General features: G+C 48.6%; 18 protein-coding genes and 1 tRNA gene. 17 read left to right on the top strand and 2 right to left on the bottom strand.

Features of this window, described 5'->3' with window-relative positions:
• Positions 1-289: 289 nt before the first annotated feature.
• From I8U23_RS07485 to I8U23_RS07445, 9 genes are all read left to right on the top strand, one after another.
• Positions 290-1,966 (top strand): tetratricopeptide repeat protein, encoded by a 1,677-nt coding sequence (locus I8U23_RS07485; RefSeq protein ID WP_037997436.1) that lies wholly within the window; start codon positions 290-292, stop codon positions 1,964-1,966.
• Positions 1,967-1,985: 19 nt separating this feature from the next.
• Positions 1,986-2,297, top strand: a complete 312-nt coding sequence (locus I8U23_RS07480; protein WP_037997434.1) for a thioredoxin family protein — start codon at positions 1,986-1,988, stop codon at positions 2,295-2,297.
• A 154-nt stretch (positions 2,298-2,451) separates the two neighbouring features.
• Entirely contained in the window at positions 2,452-3,408 is a 957-nt protein-coding gene (locus I8U23_RS07475; RefSeq protein WP_370526925.1) for an ROK family glucokinase, read from the top strand.
• Positions 3,409-3,442: 34 nt separating this feature from the next.
• Entirely contained in the window at positions 3,443-4,324 is an 882-nt protein-coding gene (gene rapZ / locus I8U23_RS07470) for an RNase adapter RapZ (protein ID WP_037997447.1), read from the top strand.
• Between the two features lie 2 nt (positions 4,325-4,326).
• Positions 4,327-5,331 (top strand): gluconeogenesis factor YvcK family protein, encoded by a 1,005-nt coding sequence (locus I8U23_RS07465; protein ID WP_231564640.1) that lies wholly within the window; start codon positions 4,327-4,329, stop codon positions 5,329-5,331.
• 15 nt (positions 5,332-5,346) lie between these two features.
• On the top strand, positions 5,347-6,273 hold the full coding sequence (gene whiA, locus I8U23_RS07460; protein ID WP_037997431.1) for a DNA-binding protein WhiA: 927 nt from the start codon (positions 5,347-5,349) through the stop codon (positions 6,271-6,273).
• A gap of 16 nt (positions 6,274-6,289) precedes the next feature.
• Positions 6,290-6,547 (top strand): HPr family phosphocarrier protein, encoded by a 258-nt coding sequence (locus tag I8U23_RS07455; RefSeq protein ID WP_037997428.1) that lies wholly within the window; start codon positions 6,290-6,292, stop codon positions 6,545-6,547.
• A 208-nt stretch (positions 6,548-6,755) separates the two neighbouring features.
• Entirely contained in the window at positions 6,756-7,409 is a 654-nt protein-coding gene (locus I8U23_RS07450; RefSeq protein WP_049720659.1) for a hypothetical protein, read from the top strand.
• 79 nt (positions 7,410-7,488) lie between these two features.
• Positions 7,489-7,851 carry a hypothetical protein gene (locus tag I8U23_RS07445; protein ID WP_037997424.1) on the top strand — a complete coding sequence of 121 codons (363 nt, stop codon included), beginning with the start codon at positions 7,489-7,491 and terminating at the stop codon, positions 7,849-7,851.
• Between the two features lie 58 nt (positions 7,852-7,909).
• Here I8U23_RS07445 and clpP read toward each other — a convergent pair whose 3' ends face one another.
• Both clpP and I8U23_RS07435 read right to left on the bottom strand, forming a co-directional pair.
• Entirely contained in the window at positions 7,910-8,491 is a 582-nt protein-coding gene (gene clpP, locus I8U23_RS07440) for an ATP-dependent Clp endopeptidase proteolytic subunit ClpP (RefSeq protein WP_037997422.1), read from the bottom strand.
• 412 nt (positions 8,492-8,903) lie between these two features.
• Positions 8,904-9,602, bottom strand: coding sequence for a creatininase family protein (locus I8U23_RS07435; protein WP_049720658.1), 699 nt, complete (start codon positions 9,600-9,602; stop codon positions 8,904-8,906).
• Positions 9,603-9,745: 143 nt separating this feature from the next.
• Between I8U23_RS07435 and I8U23_RS07430 the strand changes: the two genes are divergently transcribed.
• The 8 genes from I8U23_RS07430 (at position 9,746) to eno (ending at position 18,545) form a co-directional block, all read left to right on the top strand.
• Positions 9,746-9,820, top strand: a tRNA-Arg gene (locus tag I8U23_RS07430).
• Positions 9,821-10,005: 185 nt separating this feature from the next.
• Positions 10,006-11,367 carry an RNA polymerase factor sigma-54 gene (gene rpoN, locus I8U23_RS07425; protein WP_049720657.1) on the top strand — a complete coding sequence of 454 codons (1,362 nt, stop codon included), beginning with the start codon at positions 10,006-10,008 and terminating at the stop codon, positions 11,365-11,367.
• Positions 11,368-11,517: 150 nt separating this feature from the next.
• Complete coding sequence (locus I8U23_RS07420; RefSeq protein ID WP_037996115.1) at positions 11,518-12,540, top strand: sugar-binding transcriptional regulator; 1,023 nt, start codon at positions 11,518-11,520, stop codon at positions 12,538-12,540.
• A 62-nt stretch (positions 12,541-12,602) separates the two neighbouring features.
• Entirely contained in the window at positions 12,603-13,607 is a 1,005-nt protein-coding gene (gene gap, locus I8U23_RS07415) for a type I glyceraldehyde-3-phosphate dehydrogenase (protein WP_037996116.1), read from the top strand.
• 115 nt (positions 13,608-13,722) lie between these two features.
• A complete protein-coding gene (locus I8U23_RS07410; protein WP_049720656.1) occupies positions 13,723-14,907 on the top strand; it encodes a phosphoglycerate kinase in 1,185 nt (394 codons plus the stop codon).
• Between the two features lie 15 nt (positions 14,908-14,922).
• Positions 14,923-15,690, top strand: a complete 768-nt coding sequence (gene tpiA, locus I8U23_RS07405; protein WP_037996120.1) for a triose-phosphate isomerase — start codon at positions 14,923-14,925, stop codon at positions 15,688-15,690.
• Entirely contained in the window at positions 15,687-17,228 is a 1,542-nt protein-coding gene (gpmI, locus tag I8U23_RS07400; RefSeq protein WP_037996123.1) for a 2,3-bisphosphoglycerate-independent phosphoglycerate mutase, read from the top strand. The genes tpiA and gpmI overlap by 4 nt, the downstream gene beginning before the upstream one ends.
• 18 nt (positions 17,229-17,246) lie before the next feature.
• Complete coding sequence (eno, locus tag I8U23_RS07395) at positions 17,247-18,545, top strand: phosphopyruvate hydratase (RefSeq protein WP_037996125.1); 1,299 nt, start codon at positions 17,247-17,249, stop codon at positions 18,543-18,545.
• Positions 18,546-18,555: the final 10 nt, after the last annotated feature.

Genomic DNA, 18,555 nt, shown 5'->3' with positions numbered 1-18,555 from the left:
CCATGTTAAAAAGATGGCTGTTAAAATTTGTTGGATCCTTTTAGAAATATTATCCATTTTTTTGCCAGGATTCTTGGTGATCCCCTTGTGTTTGCGCTATAATTGAATAAAATAATGAAACAACTTCATTCATGGCTTTCTTGTTCGGGTTTTGAAATTTATTTCTGTATTTGCATCATTTTATGTCAAATCGTTGACAATTACCCTGAGAATGTTACGAATTTGGTATACTACCAAAAAACCACACACCAGCCTGGCGAAAACATTGTGCTGGGTGGAGGGGAAATTCATGAGAAAATCACAGGCCGGAGCAGACCGCCAAAAAAATAAAAAAATCATCCGTTTGCGGATGGATGCCGGCTTTTTCTTTGAACGGGCCTTATATTACCTTGACCGCCACCGTTACGACAAAGCGGTCAAATATTTTCGTTTGGCGACGGAAAAGGAACCGGGAAATCCGGTGAATCACTGCAACCTGGCCGGCATTCTTTCGGAACTGGGGCGCTTTCAAGAGTCCAATCAAGTGCTGATGTCCGTTTTGGAAGAAGTGGATCCTGATTTATATGAATGCTGGTTTTATATGGCGAATAACGCGGCCAACATGGGCGATTTGGAACGGGCCGAAGAATATTTGTTGCAATATTTGAGCCGGGATCCTTACGGAGACTTTGCAGAAGAAGCAGAAGAAATGCTTTACATGATTGCCCAGGAGCTCGGACGTCCCCCAAAAGAATGGAAGCCGGTGAACCAGCCCGGCTATATTGAGGATCATGAAAGAGCACGCAGTTATTTGGAAGAAGGGAAGTTTCTCCAGGCCATACAACTGCTCGAAGAAATTTCCGAGGCGCATCCGGAGTTTTTGGCGGCGAAAAACAATCTGGCATTGGCTTATTATTACACGGGGGACTTGGAAAAGGCGACGGGATTGATCGAACATGTGCTGAAGATCGACCCCAATAATCTGCATGCATTGTGCAATCTGGCGGTTTTGTCCCGGAATCTCGGTGACGAAAAAAAGGAACGGGCCATTCTTGATATGTTGAAAAAACTGGTTCCGTTTCATCAGGAAAATACTTATAAATTGGCAACCACGCTGGGGATTTTGGGAGAACATGAAGTGGCGTACGCATTATTTTCCCGCCTTTTGAAAGTCGACGGAATTCAGGAACCCGGGCTTTACCATTACACGGCGGTTGCGGCTTGGAACTGCGGCCGCTTTGAAAGAGCCCGGCAATATTGGAAAAAGGCAATGAATCTCGAAGGCAGGGAAGCGATCGCGGCTTTCTATTACAAACATATGGACCAATGGGTGGAGTTGGATCAACCGCCGAAGCTCCCTTATCATTACCAGCTTCCGTTTGAAGAGCAATTAAACCGGATGGAACTGTTCGGCCCCAACGAGGAGATTGTCAAGCAATTACAGAGCAATCTGCTTTTGCGCTCTGCTTTTTTCTGGGCTTTGAGCCGGGGCGATCATCAAACGAAAAGGCAAGTCATCAAGTTTTTGACTTGGTTTTCGGATGATGAAGTGAAACAATTGTTGGAGCAGTTTGTGTCACAACCGGAAGAAGACGAGGAATTGAAACAGTTGGCGCAAATGGTGCTTCGCGAATTGAGCCGCACGGAAAGCGGGGAACCGGAAGATCCTCTTCCTTCGGTCATTGAAGTGAATCATAAGTGGAAAAAAGTGTTGGAATGCTGTCTGGAGCATGTTCAGGAAACATCCACCGCCCACCTCTGTAAGGAGATCGAACGGCTGTGGTTCGAATGGGCTGCAAGAAACCGTGACTTTTCGGTGGTTCGAAAAGTGGAGGGATGGGCGGCGGCTCTGGAATATTTGACGGCAAAATATCATGGGGTGGCCGTGACTCAGCGAGAACTGGCCAAAAAATACGAAGTATCCATGTCAACGGTATCCCGGCTTGCCAAACAGTTGGAAACCATCGCCAAAGAATGTTTTTCCTGAGGAAAGGGGAGGGATCGTTGTGAAAAAAGTGGACAAAGGAAACTTTCACGACTTTATTGCAGAAGGGGATAAAGTGGTCGAATTCAGTGCAAAGTGGTGTATTGATTGCAAACGGATCGCGCCTGATCTGCCTGAGATCACCGATCGCTTTTCCGGGCGGTTTGAATTTGCAGAGCTGGATGTGGATGAATCCAAGGAAATTGCCGATGAATACAATGTAAAAGGAATCCCGACCTTTATCGTTTATCGTGACGGAAAAGAAGTCGACCGGTTGCCGAGTCGCCATGCAAAGACAAAAGAACAAATCGAAAGCTTTCTGAGCCAGGTGTAAAGGCTTTGAATCCGAAACCGCCGGTGTTTGCCGGCGGTTTAGTTCTACATTGATGACATAAATTAATCATGATATTATAAAATGAATCAAAATATAGCTATTAAAACATTTTGAAAAAAGATTTAATCCAGCCGGAACGATGAGGGGTGTGGACGTGAAGCAGTATTTCGTCGGAATCGATCTGGGTGGAACCAATATGAAAATCGGATTGGTTCATCAGAACGGAAATGTGATCAAAGACATAGAAAAACCTACACTAAAAGAAGAAGGTCCGGACGGCGTGATTCGCCGGATGGTACGCCATACACAGGACTTGGCCAAAGAGGCCCGGGTGCCGTGGGAGGAAATCGGGGGAGTGGGTGTGGGATTGCCCGGCTTTCTCGATATTCCCGGCGGTGTTGTCAAGTATTTGACCAATCTGGGTTGGCGGGATGTCCCGATTCGTGATCAGCTGGAGTCGGCGTTTGAAGTACCTGTGAAGATTGATAATGATGCCAATGTTGCCGCGCTTGGAGAAGTATGGACCGGTGCCAGTGCCGGTGAGCAAAATGTGGTGTTGATCACACTCGGAACCGGTGTGGGCGGAGGCATTATTGCCGGCGGCAAACTTTTACACGGTGCCCGGGGCATTGCCGGGGAGATCGGGCATATTCCGATTGATCCGGACGGGGTGTTGTGTAACTGTGGACGAACCGGATGTTTGGAAACGATCGCATCGGCGACCGGAATGGTGCGGCTGGTTCGTGAAGCGGTGGAGGCAGGGGAAGAATCTTCGCTGGTACTTCCGGTTCAAAACGGAACGTTGTCAACCAAAGAAATTTTCGCCGAAGCGGAAAAAGGAGATTTCCTGGCCAAAAGAACAGTGGAAAGGGCCGTTGATGCGCTTGCCCGGGCGATGGCCATTCTTTCGGTCGTGGTAAATCCTTCGCTGTTCATTATAGGAGGCGGTGTTTCCAAGGCGGGGGATGCTTTGCTGAAGCCCTTGGAAAACCACTACCGGAAGCAGGTGCAACAAAATGCCGGCCAAGGTGTCCGGATCGAGTTGGCACGGTTGGGTAACCAAGCCGGATTCATCGGGGCTGCGGGTCTTTTAGCAAGGACGGGAAAATAATGTATAATAAGAGGAAATGGTTGCCTCAGAGGTGATGGCCGTGGAACAAAAACAAGAAGTGAATATGGTTGTCATCACCGGTATGTCCGGAGCTGGAAAGTCCGTAGCGATGCAAAGCTTGGAAGATCAAGGCTACTTTTGCATAGACAATTTGCCCCCGATCTTGCTGCCCAAATTTGCAGAGCTTCTGAAAGAATCAAAGAGCAAATACCATAAAGTGGCCGTGGTGATTGACTTAAGAGGCCGGGAGTTTTTTTCTTCTTTGCTTGATTCACTGGATCTGTTGGTTAAAAATCACGGGATTCACCCGCGGATTATCTTTTTAGATGCTGATGACAACACACTGGTTCGAAGGTTTAAGGAGACGAGGCGTCGCCATCCGCTTTATCCCGGCAGCACGCCGTTGGATGCCATTTTAAAAGAGCGCAGGTTGTTGGAAGAGATCAAAGGCCGTGCACACTATCTCATCGACACGAGCGATTTGAAGCCTTCCGATCTGAAGGAGAAAATCGCCGTCATGATTTCGGAGAAAGATTCGGCCAAAATGATGGTGACCTTTGTATCCTTTGGATTTAAACATGGCATCCCCATCGATGCCGATCTTATTTTCGATGTGCGCTTTTTGCCAAATCCCCATTATGTTGACTCCCTTCGTCCGCAAACCGGACGGGACCCCGAAGTGGCCGAATACGTCATGAAATGGACGGAAACCAAACAGTTTTTGGAGAAGTTGACCACTTTGTTGGAGTTTTTGATCCCCCGGTATGCACGGGAAGGAAAGTCGCAACTGGTGATCGGAATCGGATGCACGGGAGGAAAACATCGTTCCGTGGCCATTGCAGAGTATTTGTATCAGACTTTCAATAAACAGGAGCATTGTCGAATCGCACATCGAGACATGAAGAAAGGCGGATAGCATTGTCGGCAAAGAAGAACCTGAATTCGAATGTATTTAGGCGTCCGCGTGTGGTTTGCATTGGTGGCGGTACAGGATTGTCCGTTATTTTACGTGGTTTGAAAAAGTTGCCCATTGAGATCACGGCCATTGTGACCGTAGCAGACGACGGAGGCAGCTCGGGGCGGCTGCGCAATGATTTACGGATGCCTCCCCCCGGCGATATCCGAAATGTTTTGATTGCGCTTGCAGATACGGAACCTCTTTTGGAAAGTGTTTTGCAATACCGGTTCAAAAACGGGGATGGTTTGGCAGGGCACACATTGGGGAATTTAATGATCGCCGCGATGAAAGAAATCACAGGGGATTTCACGCAAGCGGTCAAAGAAATGAGCCGTGTTCTTGCGGTGCGCGGACGGGTTCTCCCTGCCAGCGAGCAGGATGTTGTGTTGATGGCGGAAATGAAGGACGGAAGCATTGTCGAGGGAGAGTCACAAATTCCGCAAACCGGAAAGCCGATTCGCCGTGTTTTTTTAAACCCGCCGGATCCGCATCCCCTTCCCGAGGCGTTGGAAGCCATCGAGGCGGCGGATGGCATCGTGGTCGGGCCGGGGAGTTTGTACACCAGCATTCTTCCCAACCTGTTGGTCAAAGACATGAGCCGGATGATTCGCAAGTCCGATGCCTGCAAGATTTATGTTTGCAATGTCATGACGCAACCCGGGGAGACCGACGGGTTTTCTGCCAGTGACCACATTCAAGCCATTTATGATCACGTTGGTGAACGCTTGTTTGATGTGGCCATCATCAATAATGAGGTCCCACCGCTTGCCATCCAACAGCAATATGCCGAACGGGGCCAAAAGATGGTTTTGCCGGACATGAAAGAGATTCACCGTCTCGGTTGCCATGTCGTTGCCGATAACTTGCTGTTGTATCAGTCTGTATTGCGCCATGACGCCGAACGGATCAGCGGACACATTTTCCGCTTGATACATGAGCGCATGAAAAAGCGGCAAAGTGGTTAAAAGAAGGGATGTTCTATGTCATTTACTGCGATGATCAAAAAAGAATTGACCCAGCTTCAGTCGGAGACTTGTTGCAAGACGGCTGAACTGTCGGCATTGGTCCGGATGAACGGCACGGTTCACATTATGCACAAGAAGCCCATGATCGATATTGTGACTGAAAACCCGTCGACCGCGCGATACATTTTTTCTTTGGTCAAAAATTTGTATCAGATTCATCCCGAGGTGTTGGTGCGCAAAAAAGTCCGCTTGAAGAAAAACAATGTTTATTTGATACGCTTGACTTCGGACACGAGCCGGATTTTGGAAGAACTGCACATCATGAAAAAAAATTCATGGGAAAGGGTCGAAGGAATCTCCCCTGGCCTCATTGGCCGTCCTTGCTGCAAAAGAGCTTATTTAAGGGGAGCGTTTTTGGCCGCCGGTTCGGTCAACAACCCGGACAGCGCTTCTTATCATTTGGAAATTGTATCGACTTACCAAGACCATAGTCAATCACTTTGCGAAGTGATGAATCAGTTTCATTTGCATGCCAAAGTGATTGAGCGCAAAAAAGGCTTTGTGGTTTATATTAAAGAAGGGGACAAAATCGGGGAGTTTTTAAATATCATCGGCGCGCATCCTTCTTTGCTCGAATTTGAGAACGCACGCATCATGAAAGATATGAGAAATTCGGTGAATCGGCTGGTCAATTGTGAAACGGCGAATTTGAACAAAACGATTCAGGCTGCCATGCGCCAAATCGAAAACATCAAACGGATTGACCGGGAAATCGGTTTGGAACAATTGCCGAAAAAATTGCGGGAAGTCGCTGAAGCCCGTTTGAAATATCCGGAAGCCAACCTGGCGGAATTGGGCCAGTTGTTGCCGGAAGGAAAGATCAGCAAGTCGGCTATTAACCACCGTCTCCGCAAATTGGAGGAAATTGCGAAGAAATTGTGAAGTAAGGAGGATTGTGATGGTAGAAAAAAAAGTAACCGTTCAGTTGGAAACCGGACTTCATGCCCGACCGGCGGCTTTGTTTGTGCAAGAAGCGAACAAGTTTGCTTCGGATATTTTTGTGGTCAAAGGGAATAAAAAAGTGAATGCCAAAAGCATCATGGGAATTATGAGCCTGGCGGTCTCCCGCGGTACGGAAATCACCATCACCGCGGAAGGTTCCGATGAGGAAGAAGCGGTGGAAAAACTGGTGGAATTGGTCAGCAGACCGGAGTAAAAAAGGAAGCGGGCGTTTTCGGAAGAGAACAAGCCCGCTTTCATGAAGTGGAAAAGAATGTCAAAAACGACACGGAATCGTTGAAAGCATGTCACATTTCCCGGGTATGAATTGTTAAATTTTGACTATGATGGAATTAAATCTGGGGGGAACGTTTGGATAACCGACAAAGAAACCCTTGGATGGATACATATGATTGGAGGAAATTATGGATGCTTTCCTTTATCCGGTTTTGACAATTGGATATCTGGCTTTGTTTATCTGGAGTTTCCGTTCCTTTCGGGAATCTTTTTTTTGGGGGACTTCATGGATTTTATTCATCATTTTGGCATTCGTTTATGACAATTTGGTTTTGTCGCTCGGGATCTGGGTGGGGCAATCCGAATTATTTGAGATGCTGAGCATTGTCCGTTATTTGCTCCATGTTTTGCTGATTCCGACGCTGGTGTATGTATCCCTTGATATTATGCGGCGCATCCGTATTGAATGGTCGGAATACTTTGTGACCCATGTGGTGTATCACCTTTATACTTTTTTCTTGACGGTGCTCGGAATCTTCACCAATTTTTTGTGGGTGGAAATCGTCCCGAAAAAAGTGAGCGGAGTGGTGCAATATGTGCCGCAACAGATCCAATTTCCGGTTGTGTTGATGCTTGTGATGATCCCGCTTGTTATTTCCGGCTATTTGGTGTGGAAAAAGTTGCGCTGGCCCGTTTTGATATCAGGGATCGCATTGACCGTGATCGGAGGCGGATTGGCCTATGCACTGAAACTTCCGGGCATGGCCGCGCTGTTCCATTTTATCCTGATGGGAAGCCTGGTATTGACGGAACAAAGATTGAAAGCAGAGGATTATGAATAACAGGTCGAAGCCGTTGCTTCGGCTTTTTTGCGCATAAAGAACGCTTTCCTTCATCAAACTAGAAAGGGAGGTGTTCTTTGTGAAGCGGTTTTTTTGCCTTTTTCTTTGTCTTTTATCCGTCATGTTGTTTGCCTGCCAAAGGTTTGAAAAGCCCGCAGAACGGGAAGGGCTGGACAAAGACAGCCACTCTTTCACCAATATGGGTTTTCCGGAAAGCAAGATGAAGCAGGTGGCCAGAGATGTGGAAGGCGTGGAAGATGTCCGCGTGGAGTATAAACAACAAAAGATCATCATGTACATTTTGCCGGAAAAACACATTCCATCTTCAAAGTACCGGGATTTGGCCAACCGGGTTTATGAAAAAGTGAACGAGGCCACCCCGTCAAATCCGTTTCATGTGAAAATTGTCCCTCCTGAAAAGTGGATGGAGACGCCTTATTAATCCGTAGAAAGCATAAAAAGACCTTGGGAGGTCACCCAAGGTCTTTTGGCATCGAAGCTTATTTGTGTTTCATGACTTGGTCGATCAAACCGTATTTCAGTGCTTCTTCCGCACTCATAAAGTAATCGCGGTCGGTGTCCCGTTCAATTTTTTCCAACGGTTGCCCGGTGAATTCGGAGAGCAGCTTGTTCAAGCGGTCTCTGGTCCGCAAAATTCGTTTCGCCCGGATTTCTATGTCGGAAGCCTGGCCTTGCGCCCCGCCCAGTGGCTGATGGATCATGACCTCGCTGTTGGGAAGGGCAAACCGTTTTCCTTTTTTTCCGGCGGCCAGCAGGAATGCGCCCATGGATGCGGCCAATCCCACGCAGATGGTGGAGACATCCGGTTTGACGTATTGCATGGCATCATAAATGGCCATTCCCGCGGTGATGGAGCCGCCTGGCGAGTTGATGTACAGATGGATGTCCTTTTCCGGGTCTTCGGCTTCCAAAAAGAGAAGCTGGGCCACGATTAAGTTGGCGACTTCGTCGGTCACCGGGCTTCCCAGCAAAATAATCCGGTCTTTCAAAAGGCGGGAATAAATATCATAGGAACGTTCACCGCGATTGGTTTGTTCCACAACCATTGGGATTAGATTCATCTATCAGGGATGCACGGATCGTCCGGCACCCTTCCCTCCTTTCAAGGATCAAGGATGGTTTTCATTCGGTAAGGTTCATCTGTCCACATGGATGTTGCTTTACTTTTATGATACCCCAAAGGTCAAAAAAGGTCAAATCAATTTTGACGAATAAAAAAACAGGGCCTTCAAGGGCCCTGAAATAAAAGGGATTTATGTCATAAGGGGAATCCCATAAGAAAAAGAAGGGGGAGGACGAAGCTGGGACTTCATCCATAAACAGAATTTAGAAACAGAGAAGGCCTTTTCTAACGTGACGAAAAAGCTTTGGGAACAAAATAGTCTGGTTAGGAGGACCATTTACTTAACAGACGCAAGGAACAGAAAAAGAGTTGCAGAGAAAAAATTTTTTTTCAAAAGTTTTTTATCGCTTTCATATTTGCAGAAATTCCGTCACGGTTTGGTCAATCTGCCGGACCAATTCATTGAATAACTTTTCCCCTTTTTCTTTGGAAGCACGGGTGGGATAACCGATGGTTCCCGTTTTGGTATATGCCTGCATTCCCAAAACTTCCAACAAGGGACGGTCGGAAACTTCCACATCTTCCGCTTTTTCCAATTGCACCGCTTGTTCCTGCAACAAATGGAGCAAGATGGAAGTTTCCCCTTCTCCGGCATGCATATCCTGAGAGGGGGTGGATGACAATCCCGCTTTTTGGTAAGCTTGTTCCCAGTGTTTCCGGCTCGGGGCGATCAAAAGTCTGCTTTTGCTTTGATTGAGCTCCTGGGCGAAGTTGGAAAGCAGTTTGTTTCCTCCGTGGCCGTTGATGATGACGCAACGCTTGACCCCGGATTGTTCCAGAGAAGAAAGCACATCTTTGACAATGGAGAACAGCGTCTCGATGCGGAGGGAGATGCTGCCGGGAAAGCCCGCATGCTCAAAGGAGCAAGAGTAAGGCAGAGTGGGAACGACAAATGCCTGATGTTTCATTGCCAGCTTTTGGGCGATGGCGGTCGCAATGAGGCTGTCCGTATTGGTGGGCAAATGGTATCCGTGCTGCTCGGTGGATCCGATCGGAAAAAATGCCAGCTCCATGTCTTTGAAATCTGGCCATGTTGGAAAATGGTTCATGTTTCGGCTCCCCTTTTCTTTTTTGAAATGTATTCTGGGTTTAGTGTAGAGCATCCTGCGGAAATTGGAAATAATTTTCCCAAAAACATCTTGCATGATTATTTTTTCCGTGATATAATTTCTTTCGTCAACTCGAAAAACGTGCGCCTATAGCTCAGGGGATAGAGCACTGGTCTCCGGAACCAGGTGCCCAGGTTCGAATCCTGGTAGGCGCACCATCAGAAGAAAAAGGTGCTTTTTATGCAAAAAGCACCTTTTTTGTTTTTTGCCCTTTTTTCAAGGAAGAGAGTGGTAAAAAAAGCGTAAAATGATGAATGGTATATTATGATAAAATATAATTGAAATTGTTTATTGAAGAAATTATTGAGCTGCATATATGATGTAGGCGGAGGTGGATGAGAGAATGGCTCTGCAAGTGGGTTTTGGCTTGATTCAGGAACAGCGGATGAAGATGGTGATGACCCCGGAACTGCGCCAAGCGATTCAGATTTTGCAATTCTCCGCAACCGATTTGCGAAAATATATAGAAGACCAAATGATGGAAAACCCGGTTTTGAATGTTTCCGAAGCAGAGAAAAAAGAGCCGGATTTGGACCGGTGGATGGAGTATATGCGTGACTTGCCCCGGCAAAGCAGGATCGGCTACCGGAAAGAACCGGACGAACCGTCGTTTGAGTCTTTTGTCACGGGACATCAAACGCTGGCCGATGAATTGGAAGCGCAACTTTGCGAGTATTCCCTGACTTTAAAAGAACGGAAGGTTTGTTTGTATTTGATTCACAATCTGGATGAAAAGGGATATTTGGATTTGGGTTCCGGTGAAGCATGTAAGCGCTTGCATATCGATGGCGGGATGTTTGCAAAGTGTTTGAAGGTGATTCAATCGATGGAGCCGGCTGGTGTGGGTGCCCGCTCGCTGGGAGAATGTGTGGAGCTGCAGTTGTGCCGGCGGGAGAGTGTCAATGAAACAGCCATCCGCATTGCCCGGGAGCATTTGCGGGATGTGGCGGATGCCAAATGGCGCAAGATCGCCGATGCCTTGCAAGTGGATCTGAGTGAAGTGTATCGTGCGGTGGAAGAGATTAAATCGTGCAATCCCAAACCCGGTCTTCAATTTCATTCATCTCCTCCCCGTTATGTGTCACCGGATGTGTATGTCGAGAAAATGGAGGATGAATACGTGATTCTCCTGAATGAAGGGGATATGCCGAATCTGACCGTGAACCGGTATTATCAGCAATTGTTGCGGCAAAAAGATGAATTGGGCGAAGAGGTTAGCCGGTATCTGAAAAACTGGGTGCAGTCCGCTTTGTGGCTGATGAAGGGGATTGAGCAGCGCAGAGACACCATCTACCGTGTTGCCCAAGCCATTGTGAAGCGGCAGCGTGACTTTTTTGAGCTCGGGGTTGATCATTTGAAGCCGCTTACATTGAAGCAAATTGCCGAAGAAGTCGATCTCCATGAATCGACGGTCAGCCGGGCGACCCAGCATAAATACATGCAGACGCCAAACGGTTTGTTTCCGTTCCGTTTTTTCTTTCCTTCCGGCTTACAGACCGATACCGGAGTGGACATGGCGCAAAGTGCGGTGCAGAAAAAAATCCGGCAAATGATTGAAAACGAGGATAAAGCCAAGCCGTTATCCGATCAGAAGATTGCGGATCTGTTGAAGGCAGAGGGGGTTTCGATCTCCCGGCGCACCGTGGCCAAATACCGGGATGAAATGGGAATCGCATCATCTGCAAAACGAAAGCGTTTTCTGTGAATGTTCAATAAAATCAGGCCGGAGGAAACTTGTCAAAGACTGCCCTCTTAGGATAAAATAAAACTGATCCCAGCATCGGGGATTTTTTTTGGAGTGATTGGGACGATTTTTTCTACACGGGACATATTGCGTCCCAATGGTGGGGGTTTGATGAAAAATCTACTCAATTTGCAGAAACAATTATTGCCTGACTTGCTGAGGGTTATGCATAAGCGGTATGAGATACTGCGGCATATTCAATTGATGCAACCCGTGGGACGGCGGAGCCTTTCCGGCGTGTTGGATTTCACCGAACGCGTGCTTCGTGCCGAAGTCGATTTTTTAAGGACACAGGATTTGGTGGCTGTTGACTCCAGCGGCATGAGGCTGACCCAAAGCGGAGCCGATTTGTTGTCCGAGATGGAACCGATGATGAAAGAGCTGTTTGGACTCAATCAATTGGAGCGTGATTTGGAGTCCTGCCTCAACTTGAAAAAAGTCATCATTGTTCCCGGCGACTCGGATCAATCGGATTGGGTGAAAAAAGAAATGGGAAGGGCTTGTGCGCGATTCCTCCGGAAAATTGCAGAACCGGATCAGGTGATTGCCGTCTCCGGAGGGAGCACCATGTTGGCTGTCGCGGAAATGATGATGCCGTCTTCCGCTTTCAAATCCACCATGTTTGTTCCGGCCCGGGGAGGGGTCGGGGAAGCGGTGGAATTGGAAGCAAACTACATTGCTTCGCTCATGGCCAAAAAAACCAAAGGCCATTACCGCATGATGCATGTGCCGGACCAAGTCAGCGACCAGGCTTACCAAACGTTGCTTCGCGAACCGCATATTCAGGAAGTGCTGGAATCCCTTAAAAGAGCGCACATTGTCATTCACGGGATTGGCAATGCTATGACTATGGCAGTGCGGAGAAAATCAAGCCAAGCCGTCTTGGACAAGTTGCAGCGTGAACAGGCGGTTGGGGAATCTTTCGGATATTACTTCAACCGCAACGGGGAGATTGTTTACCGTGTGCAATCCTTGGGTTTGAAGTTGGATGATTTGGCCAATGCCAAAAATATCATTGCGGTGGCGGGCGGCTCGAGTAAGGCGGAAGCCATCCGGGCCATCAGCACCAAGGTTTCCAGAGATATTTTGATTACTGACGAGGGAGCCGCCAAAGCGATTTTGTCGCTGGAATGAGACCGCTTGGACGGTTCCGTCCTCAGTGATACTTTGCATAGATAACAAGGAGGAATTTTACCATGATCAAAGTGGGAATTAACGGATTTGGCCGTATCGGACGCAACGTTTTCCGGGCAATGATGAACCATCCGGAATTGGAAGTGGTGGCTGTCAATGATTTGACAGACTCCAAAACACTGGCCCATCTTCTGAAATATGATTCGGTTCATGGAAAATTCGACGGCGAAGTGGAAGCCACCGAAAACGGCTTCAGCGTCAACGGCCGGGAAATCAAAGTGTTGGCTGAACGCGATCCGGCCCAAATCAAATGGGCAGACTATGGTGTGGAAATTGTTGTTGAATCCACCGGGCGCTTCACCAACCGGGATGACGCCGCCAAACACCTGATCGGCGGAGCCAAAAAAGTGATTATTTCCGCTCCGGCCAAAGGGGAAGACATCACGATTGTGATGGGGGTTAACCATGAAAAATACGACCCTGCTTCCCATCACGTGATTTCCAATGCATCCTGCACCACCAACTGTCTTGCACCTTTTGCCAAAGTCTTGCATGAGAACTTCGGCATCCGCCGCGGTTTGATGACCACCGTCCATGCTTACACCAACGACCAACAAATTTTGGACCTGCCTCACAAAGACTTGCGCCGTGCACGTGCAGCGGGTCAATCAATCATTCCGACCACCACGGGGGCTGCCAAAGCCGTTTCCTTGGTACTGCCTGAATTGAAAGGGAAATTGAACGGTTTTGCCATGCGGGTTCCGACCAAAAACGTATCTGTTGTGGACTTGGTTGCCGAATTGGATCAGGAAGTCACCGCTGAACAAGTGAATGAAGCGTTGCGCAAAGCGGCAGAAGGAGAGTTGAAAGGCATCCTCAACTATTCCGAAGAACCGCTGGTGTCTGTCGACTACAACGGTGATCCTCATTCTTCCACCATTGATGCACTGTCCACGATGGTATTGGAAGGAAACATGGTGAAAGTCGTTTCCTGGTATGACAATGAATGGGGTTACTCCAACCGCGTAGTGGATCTGGCCAGCTACATTGCCAGCAAAGGTCTGTAAAGTTGAAAGATCAATAAGTTATACTAATTGAAAATATGCTATACTGATTTCGGAATTGAACCTGAAAAGAGGAGAACCATTCTCCTCTTTCTCATGCATTAAGGAGGGAGTCCCCTTGAACAAGAAATCAGTCAAAGATGTGGATGTACGCGGAATCCGCGTGTTTTGCCGCGTGGATTTCAACGTTCCGTTGCAAAACGGGAAAATTACTGATGACACCCGGATCCGTGCGGCCCTTCCCACCATCCGCCATTTGGTGGAACAAGGCGCCAAAGTCGTGCTCGCCAGCCATCTGGGACGGCCGAAAGGGAAAGTGGTGGAGGAGTTGCGTTTGAATCCGGTGGCCGAAAGGCTTTCGGAATACTTAAAGCAACCGGTGATCAAAGTTGATGAAGTGGCAGGTCCGGAAGTGGAAGAAAAAGTGTCAACGTTAAAGAACGGAGAAGTGTTGCTTTTGGAAAACGTCCGTTTCCATCCCGGTGAAGAAAAAAATGACCCGGAGCTTTCCAAAGCCTTCTCCCGTCTCGCTGATTTATATGTCAATGATGCCTTCGGCGCCGCTCACCGCGCCCATGCGTCCACAGCCGGAGTGGCTGAATATCTGCCGGCCGTTGCCGGGCTTTTGTTGCAAAAAGAAATTGAAACGTTAAGCAGTGCGCTCAACAATCCGAAACGTCCGTTCACGGCGATTATCGGTGGAGCCAAAGTGAAAGACAAGATCGGCGTCATTGAAAATTTGCTGGATAAAGTGGACCATTTGATCATCGGCGGAGGATTGGCTTATACATTTGTCCATGCCAAAGGATATGAAATCGGAAAATCGTTGTTCGATCCGGATAAAGTGGAATTGGCCAAATCATTCATGCAAAAAGCGGAAGAAAAAGGTGTCCGGTTTGAACTGCCGGTGGATGTGGTGGTTGTCGATGAATTCGGCCCCAATCCTTCCACGGTGAAAACAGTGGATATTGATCAGATTCCCGAAGACATGGAAGCGGTCGATATCGGCCCCAAAACAAGAGAACGGTACAAGGCGATTGTGAAAGAGTCCAAGCTGGTGATCTGGAATGGTCCCATGGGTGTTTTTGAATTTGATCAATTTGCCAAAGGAACCAATGCCGTGGCTGAAGCCGTCGCTGACAGCGAAGCCATGACCATTATCGGTGGCGGGGATTCGGCAGCAGCCATCAAAAAATCCGGATTGGCCGATCGGGTTGATCATATTTCCACCGGCGGTGGCGCATCCTTGGAGTTTTTGGAAGGAAAAGAATTACCGGGAGTGGCGGTGCTACAAGATCAATAACAGGAGGTTGCTTCGATGCGGAAGCCAGTGATTGCAGGAAACTGGAAAATGCACAAAACCATTGACGAAGCATTGCTTTTTGTCAAAGAGCTGAAGGAGACTGAGCTCCCTCAAGATGTGGAGACGGTTTTGTGCGCACCATTCCTGGCATTGCCTGCATTGGTGGAAGAGACCAAAAACAGCGGGATCGGAATCGGTGCGCAAAACGCCCATTATGAAGAACAAGGCGCATATACCGGTGAAGTGAGTTTGCCGATGTTAAAAGCTGCAGGCGTGCAGTACGTGATTTTGGGGCACTCGGAGCGGCGCGCTTATTACAATGAAACGGATGAAGACGTGAATAAGAAAACCAAAGCGGCTCACGCCCACGGCTTGATCCCGATCGTATGCGTCGGGGAAGTGTTGGAAGAAAGAGAAAGCGGCAAAACCATGGAAGTCGTTGCCGCACAAGTGAAATCTGCTTGTGAAGGGCTTTCTGCCGAAGAAATGAAAAAAACGATCATTGCCTATGAGCCGGTTTGGGCCATCGGCACCGGAAAAGCTTCCACGGCTGAAGATGCGGAGGAAGTTTGCTCTTTCATCCGGAGCACCATTTCCGACTTGTATGATGCATCTGTGGCCGAAGCGGTGCGGATTCAATACGGCGGCAGTGTGAAACCGGAAAACGTGGCTTCCTTCATGAAGCAGAAAAACATTGACGGAGCGTTGGTGGGCGGAGCCAGCTTGAAGCCGGATTCGTTTGCTTCGTTGGTAAGTCAGGCAAGTGAAGGTGAGAAACAATGAACCGACCCAAACCAGTGTTGTTGTGTATTTTGGATGGCTTTGCCCTTCGGGAGGCACGGGAAGGAAATGCCGTCAAGCAAGCCAACAAACCGAATTTTGACCGCTATTGGAACGAATATCCGCATGCAACGCTCGAGGCAAGCGGGGAAGCCGTCGGTCTTCCTGACGGACAAATGGGAAACTCCGAAGTGGGGCATTTGAATATCGGTGCCGGACGGATTGTGTATCAGGATCTGACCCGGGTGACCAAGGCAATTGAAGACAGCAGCTTCTTTGAAAACGAAGCGTTCCTTCAAGCGATTGAACACGTGAAAAAGAACCAAAGCCGCCTCCATTTGTTCGGACTGCTTTCCGACGGCGGGGTGCACAGCCACATCAACCATTTGTTTGCGCTTTTGGATTTGGCTGCCAAAGAAAAAGTGGAAGAAGTTTATGTGCATGCGTTTTTGGACGGGCGCGACGTGGCGCCGGACAGTGCCGTCCAATACATCCGGCAGTTACAGGAAAAAATGGATGAAGCCGGTGTCGGCAAGATTGCCACGGTTCAAGGACGTTATTATGCAATGGACCGTGACAAACGGTGGGATCGGGTGGAAAAATCCTATCGTGCCATGGTTTATGGAGAAGGTCCCCGGTACGGCGACCCGGTGGAAGCGGTACAAGCCTCCTACCAAGAGTCTGTCTATGACGAATTTGTGGTCCCGACGGTCATCGTGGATAAAAACGGAGAACCGGTCAGCCAAATCCGCGATCATGATGCAGTTATTTTTTACAATTTCCGTCCGGACCGGGCGATTCAACTTTCCCTCGCCTTTACCGATCCGGACTTTGACGGGTTTGACCGCGGTTCGGAGCATCCGCAAGACCTGGCTTATGTCTGCCTGACACATTACAGTGATGCGGTAAACGGCGAAGTGGCCTTTAAACCGACTGATCTCGCCCAAACGCTTGGGGAAGTGGTCAGCCGGCATCAACTGAAACAATTGCGGATTGCAGAAACTGAAAAATACCCGCATGTCACCTTTTTCTTCAGCGGCGGGCGGGAAGAGAAGTTTCCGGGTGAAGAACGGATTTTGATCAATTCGCCGAAAGTGGCGACTTACGACCTCAAGCCCGAGATGAGTGCCTATGAAGTGGCCGATGCGCTTTGCCGGGAAATCGAGGCGGAAAAACATGATGTGATTATCTTGAACTTCGCCAATCCGGACATGGTGGGCCACTCCGGAAAACTGGAACCGACGATCCGGGCGGTGGAAGCCGTTGACGAATGCCTGGGGAAAGTGGTCGACCTGACAATTGAAAAAGGCGGAGTGGCCGTGATCATCGCCGATCACGGAAACGCAGACATGGTGGTGAATGAAGACGGAAGTCCGCACACTGCCCATACCACCTTCCCGGTTCCTTTTATCGTGACGAAAAAAGGAGTGACCTTGCGGGAAAAAGGGATTTTGGCGGATGTATCTCCCACCTTGCTCCATCTGTTGAACATTGAACAACCTGAAGAAATGACAGGAAAATCGATGATCAAATCCAAATAAAAGTGAGGGATCAAGCAAATGACAACCATCATTGAAGTTTATGGCCGCGAGGTTTTGGACTCCCGCGGGAATCCGACGGTGGAAGTGGAAGTCGTATTGGAATCCGGTGCAACGGGACGCGCCATCGTACCGTCCGGTGCATCGACCGGTGCTTATGAAGCCGTTGAATTGCGTGACGGGGATGAAGAGCGTTTCTTGGGCAAAGGTGTGCTCAAAGCGGTTCAAAACGTAAATGACGTGATTGCCCCCCAACTCACGGGAATGGATGCACTGGACCAAGTGGCGATTGACCGTGCCCTGATCGAAATGGATGGCACCGAAAACAAAGGAAACCTGGGTGCCAATGCCATTTTGGGAGTATCCATGGCAGTTGCGCGCGCTGCCGCAGAGGCTTTGGGGGTTCCGTTATATACTTACTTGGGCGGATTTAACGCAAAAGTGCTGCCGGTTCCGATGATGAATATTTTAAACGGCGGCGCTCATGCCGATAACAATGTGGATATTCAAGAATTCATGATTATGCCCGTCGGTGCGGAAAGCATGCATGAAGCGGTCCGGATCGGCGCCGAAATCTTCCATAACCTGAAAAAAGTATTGAAAGAAAAAGGCTATGCGACCGGCGTGGGCGACGAAGGCGGATTCGCCCCGAACTTGAGTTCCAACGAAGAAGCTTTGTCCACGATCGTGACCGCCATTGAACGTGCCGGATACAAACCGGGAGAAGAAATCATGCTGGCGCTCGATGTGGCTTCCAGCGAAATCTATCGTGACGGCAAATATCACTTTGCCGGGGAAAACATCAGCCGCACTTCCGAGGAAATGATCGATTTCTATGAAGAATTGATTTCAAAATACCCGATCATCTCCATTGAGGATGGCTTGGCAGAAGACGATTGGGATGGATGGAAAAAAATGACCGAGCGTTTGGGTGACAAAGTGCAACTTGTCGGGGACGACTTGTTTGTCACCAACACCACCCGCCTCAAAGACGGAATTGAAAAAGGTGTTGGTAACTCCATTCTGATCAAAGTCAACCAAATCGGCACACTCACCGAAACCTTTGATGCGATTGAAATGGCAAAACGTGCCGGATATACCGCAGTGATTTCCCACCGCTCCGGGGAGACTGAAGACACCACCATTGCGGACATCGCCGTGGCAACCGGCGCCGGTCAAATCAAAACCGGGGCTCCTTCCCGCACGGATCGTGTGGCCAAATACAATCAATTGATCCGCATTGAAGATCAATTGGGCCATATCGCTCAATATCCGAAGCGTTCCGCATTTTACAACCTGCGCTCCATCGAAAAAGAATGACCGACATCTC

This window comes from Thermoactinomyces sp. CICC 10735, assembly GCF_016055175.1.
GTDB lineage: Bacteria > Bacillota > Bacilli > Thermoactinomycetales > Thermoactinomycetaceae > Thermoactinomyces > Thermoactinomyces vulgaris.
This window is presented reverse-complemented; position numbering and strand designations above follow the sequence as displayed.

What these genes read in the sequence shown, in the direction of transcription:
- I8U23_RS07485 (WP_037997436.1), top strand. Translation starts at nt 290, where the DNA reads ATGAGAAAATCACAGGCCGGAGCAGACCGCCAAAAAAATAAAAAAATC.
- rapZ (WP_037997447.1), top strand. Translation starts at nt 3,443, where the DNA reads ATGGCCGTGGAACAAAAACAAGAAGTGAATATGGTTGTCATCACCGGT.
- whiA (WP_037997431.1), top strand. Translation starts at nt 5,347, where the DNA reads ATGTCATTTACTGCGATGATCAAAAAAGAATTGACCCAGCTTCAGTCG.
- I8U23_RS07455 (WP_037997428.1), top strand. Translation starts at nt 6,290, where the DNA reads ATGGTAGAAAAAAAAGTAACCGTTCAGTTGGAAACCGGACTTCATGCC.
- I8U23_RS07450 (WP_049720659.1), top strand. Translation starts at nt 6,756, where the DNA reads ATGGATGCTTTCCTTTATCCGGTTTTGACAATTGGATATCTGGCTTTG.
- clpP (WP_037997422.1), bottom strand. Translation starts at nt 8,491, where the DNA reads ATGAATCTAATCCCAATGGTTGTGGAACAAACCAATCGCGGTGAACGT.
- I8U23_RS07435 (WP_049720658.1), bottom strand. Translation starts at nt 9,602, where the DNA reads ATGAACCATTTTCCAACATGGCCAGATTTCAAAGACATGGAGCTGGCA.
- rpoN (WP_049720657.1), top strand. Translation starts at nt 10,006, where the DNA reads ATGGCTCTGCAAGTGGGTTTTGGCTTGATTCAGGAACAGCGGATGAAG.
- I8U23_RS07420 (WP_037996115.1), top strand. Translation starts at nt 11,518, where the DNA reads ATGAAAAATCTACTCAATTTGCAGAAACAATTATTGCCTGACTTGCTG.
- gap (WP_037996116.1), top strand. Translation starts at nt 12,603, where the DNA reads ATGATCAAAGTGGGAATTAACGGATTTGGCCGTATCGGACGCAACGTT.
- tpiA (WP_037996120.1), top strand. Translation starts at nt 14,923, where the DNA reads ATGCGGAAGCCAGTGATTGCAGGAAACTGGAAAATGCACAAAACCATT.
- gpmI (WP_037996123.1), top strand. Translation starts at nt 15,687, where the DNA reads ATGAACCGACCCAAACCAGTGTTGTTGTGTATTTTGGATGGCTTTGCC.
- eno (WP_037996125.1), top strand. Translation starts at nt 17,247, where the DNA reads ATGACAACCATCATTGAAGTTTATGGCCGCGAGGTTTTGGACTCCCGC.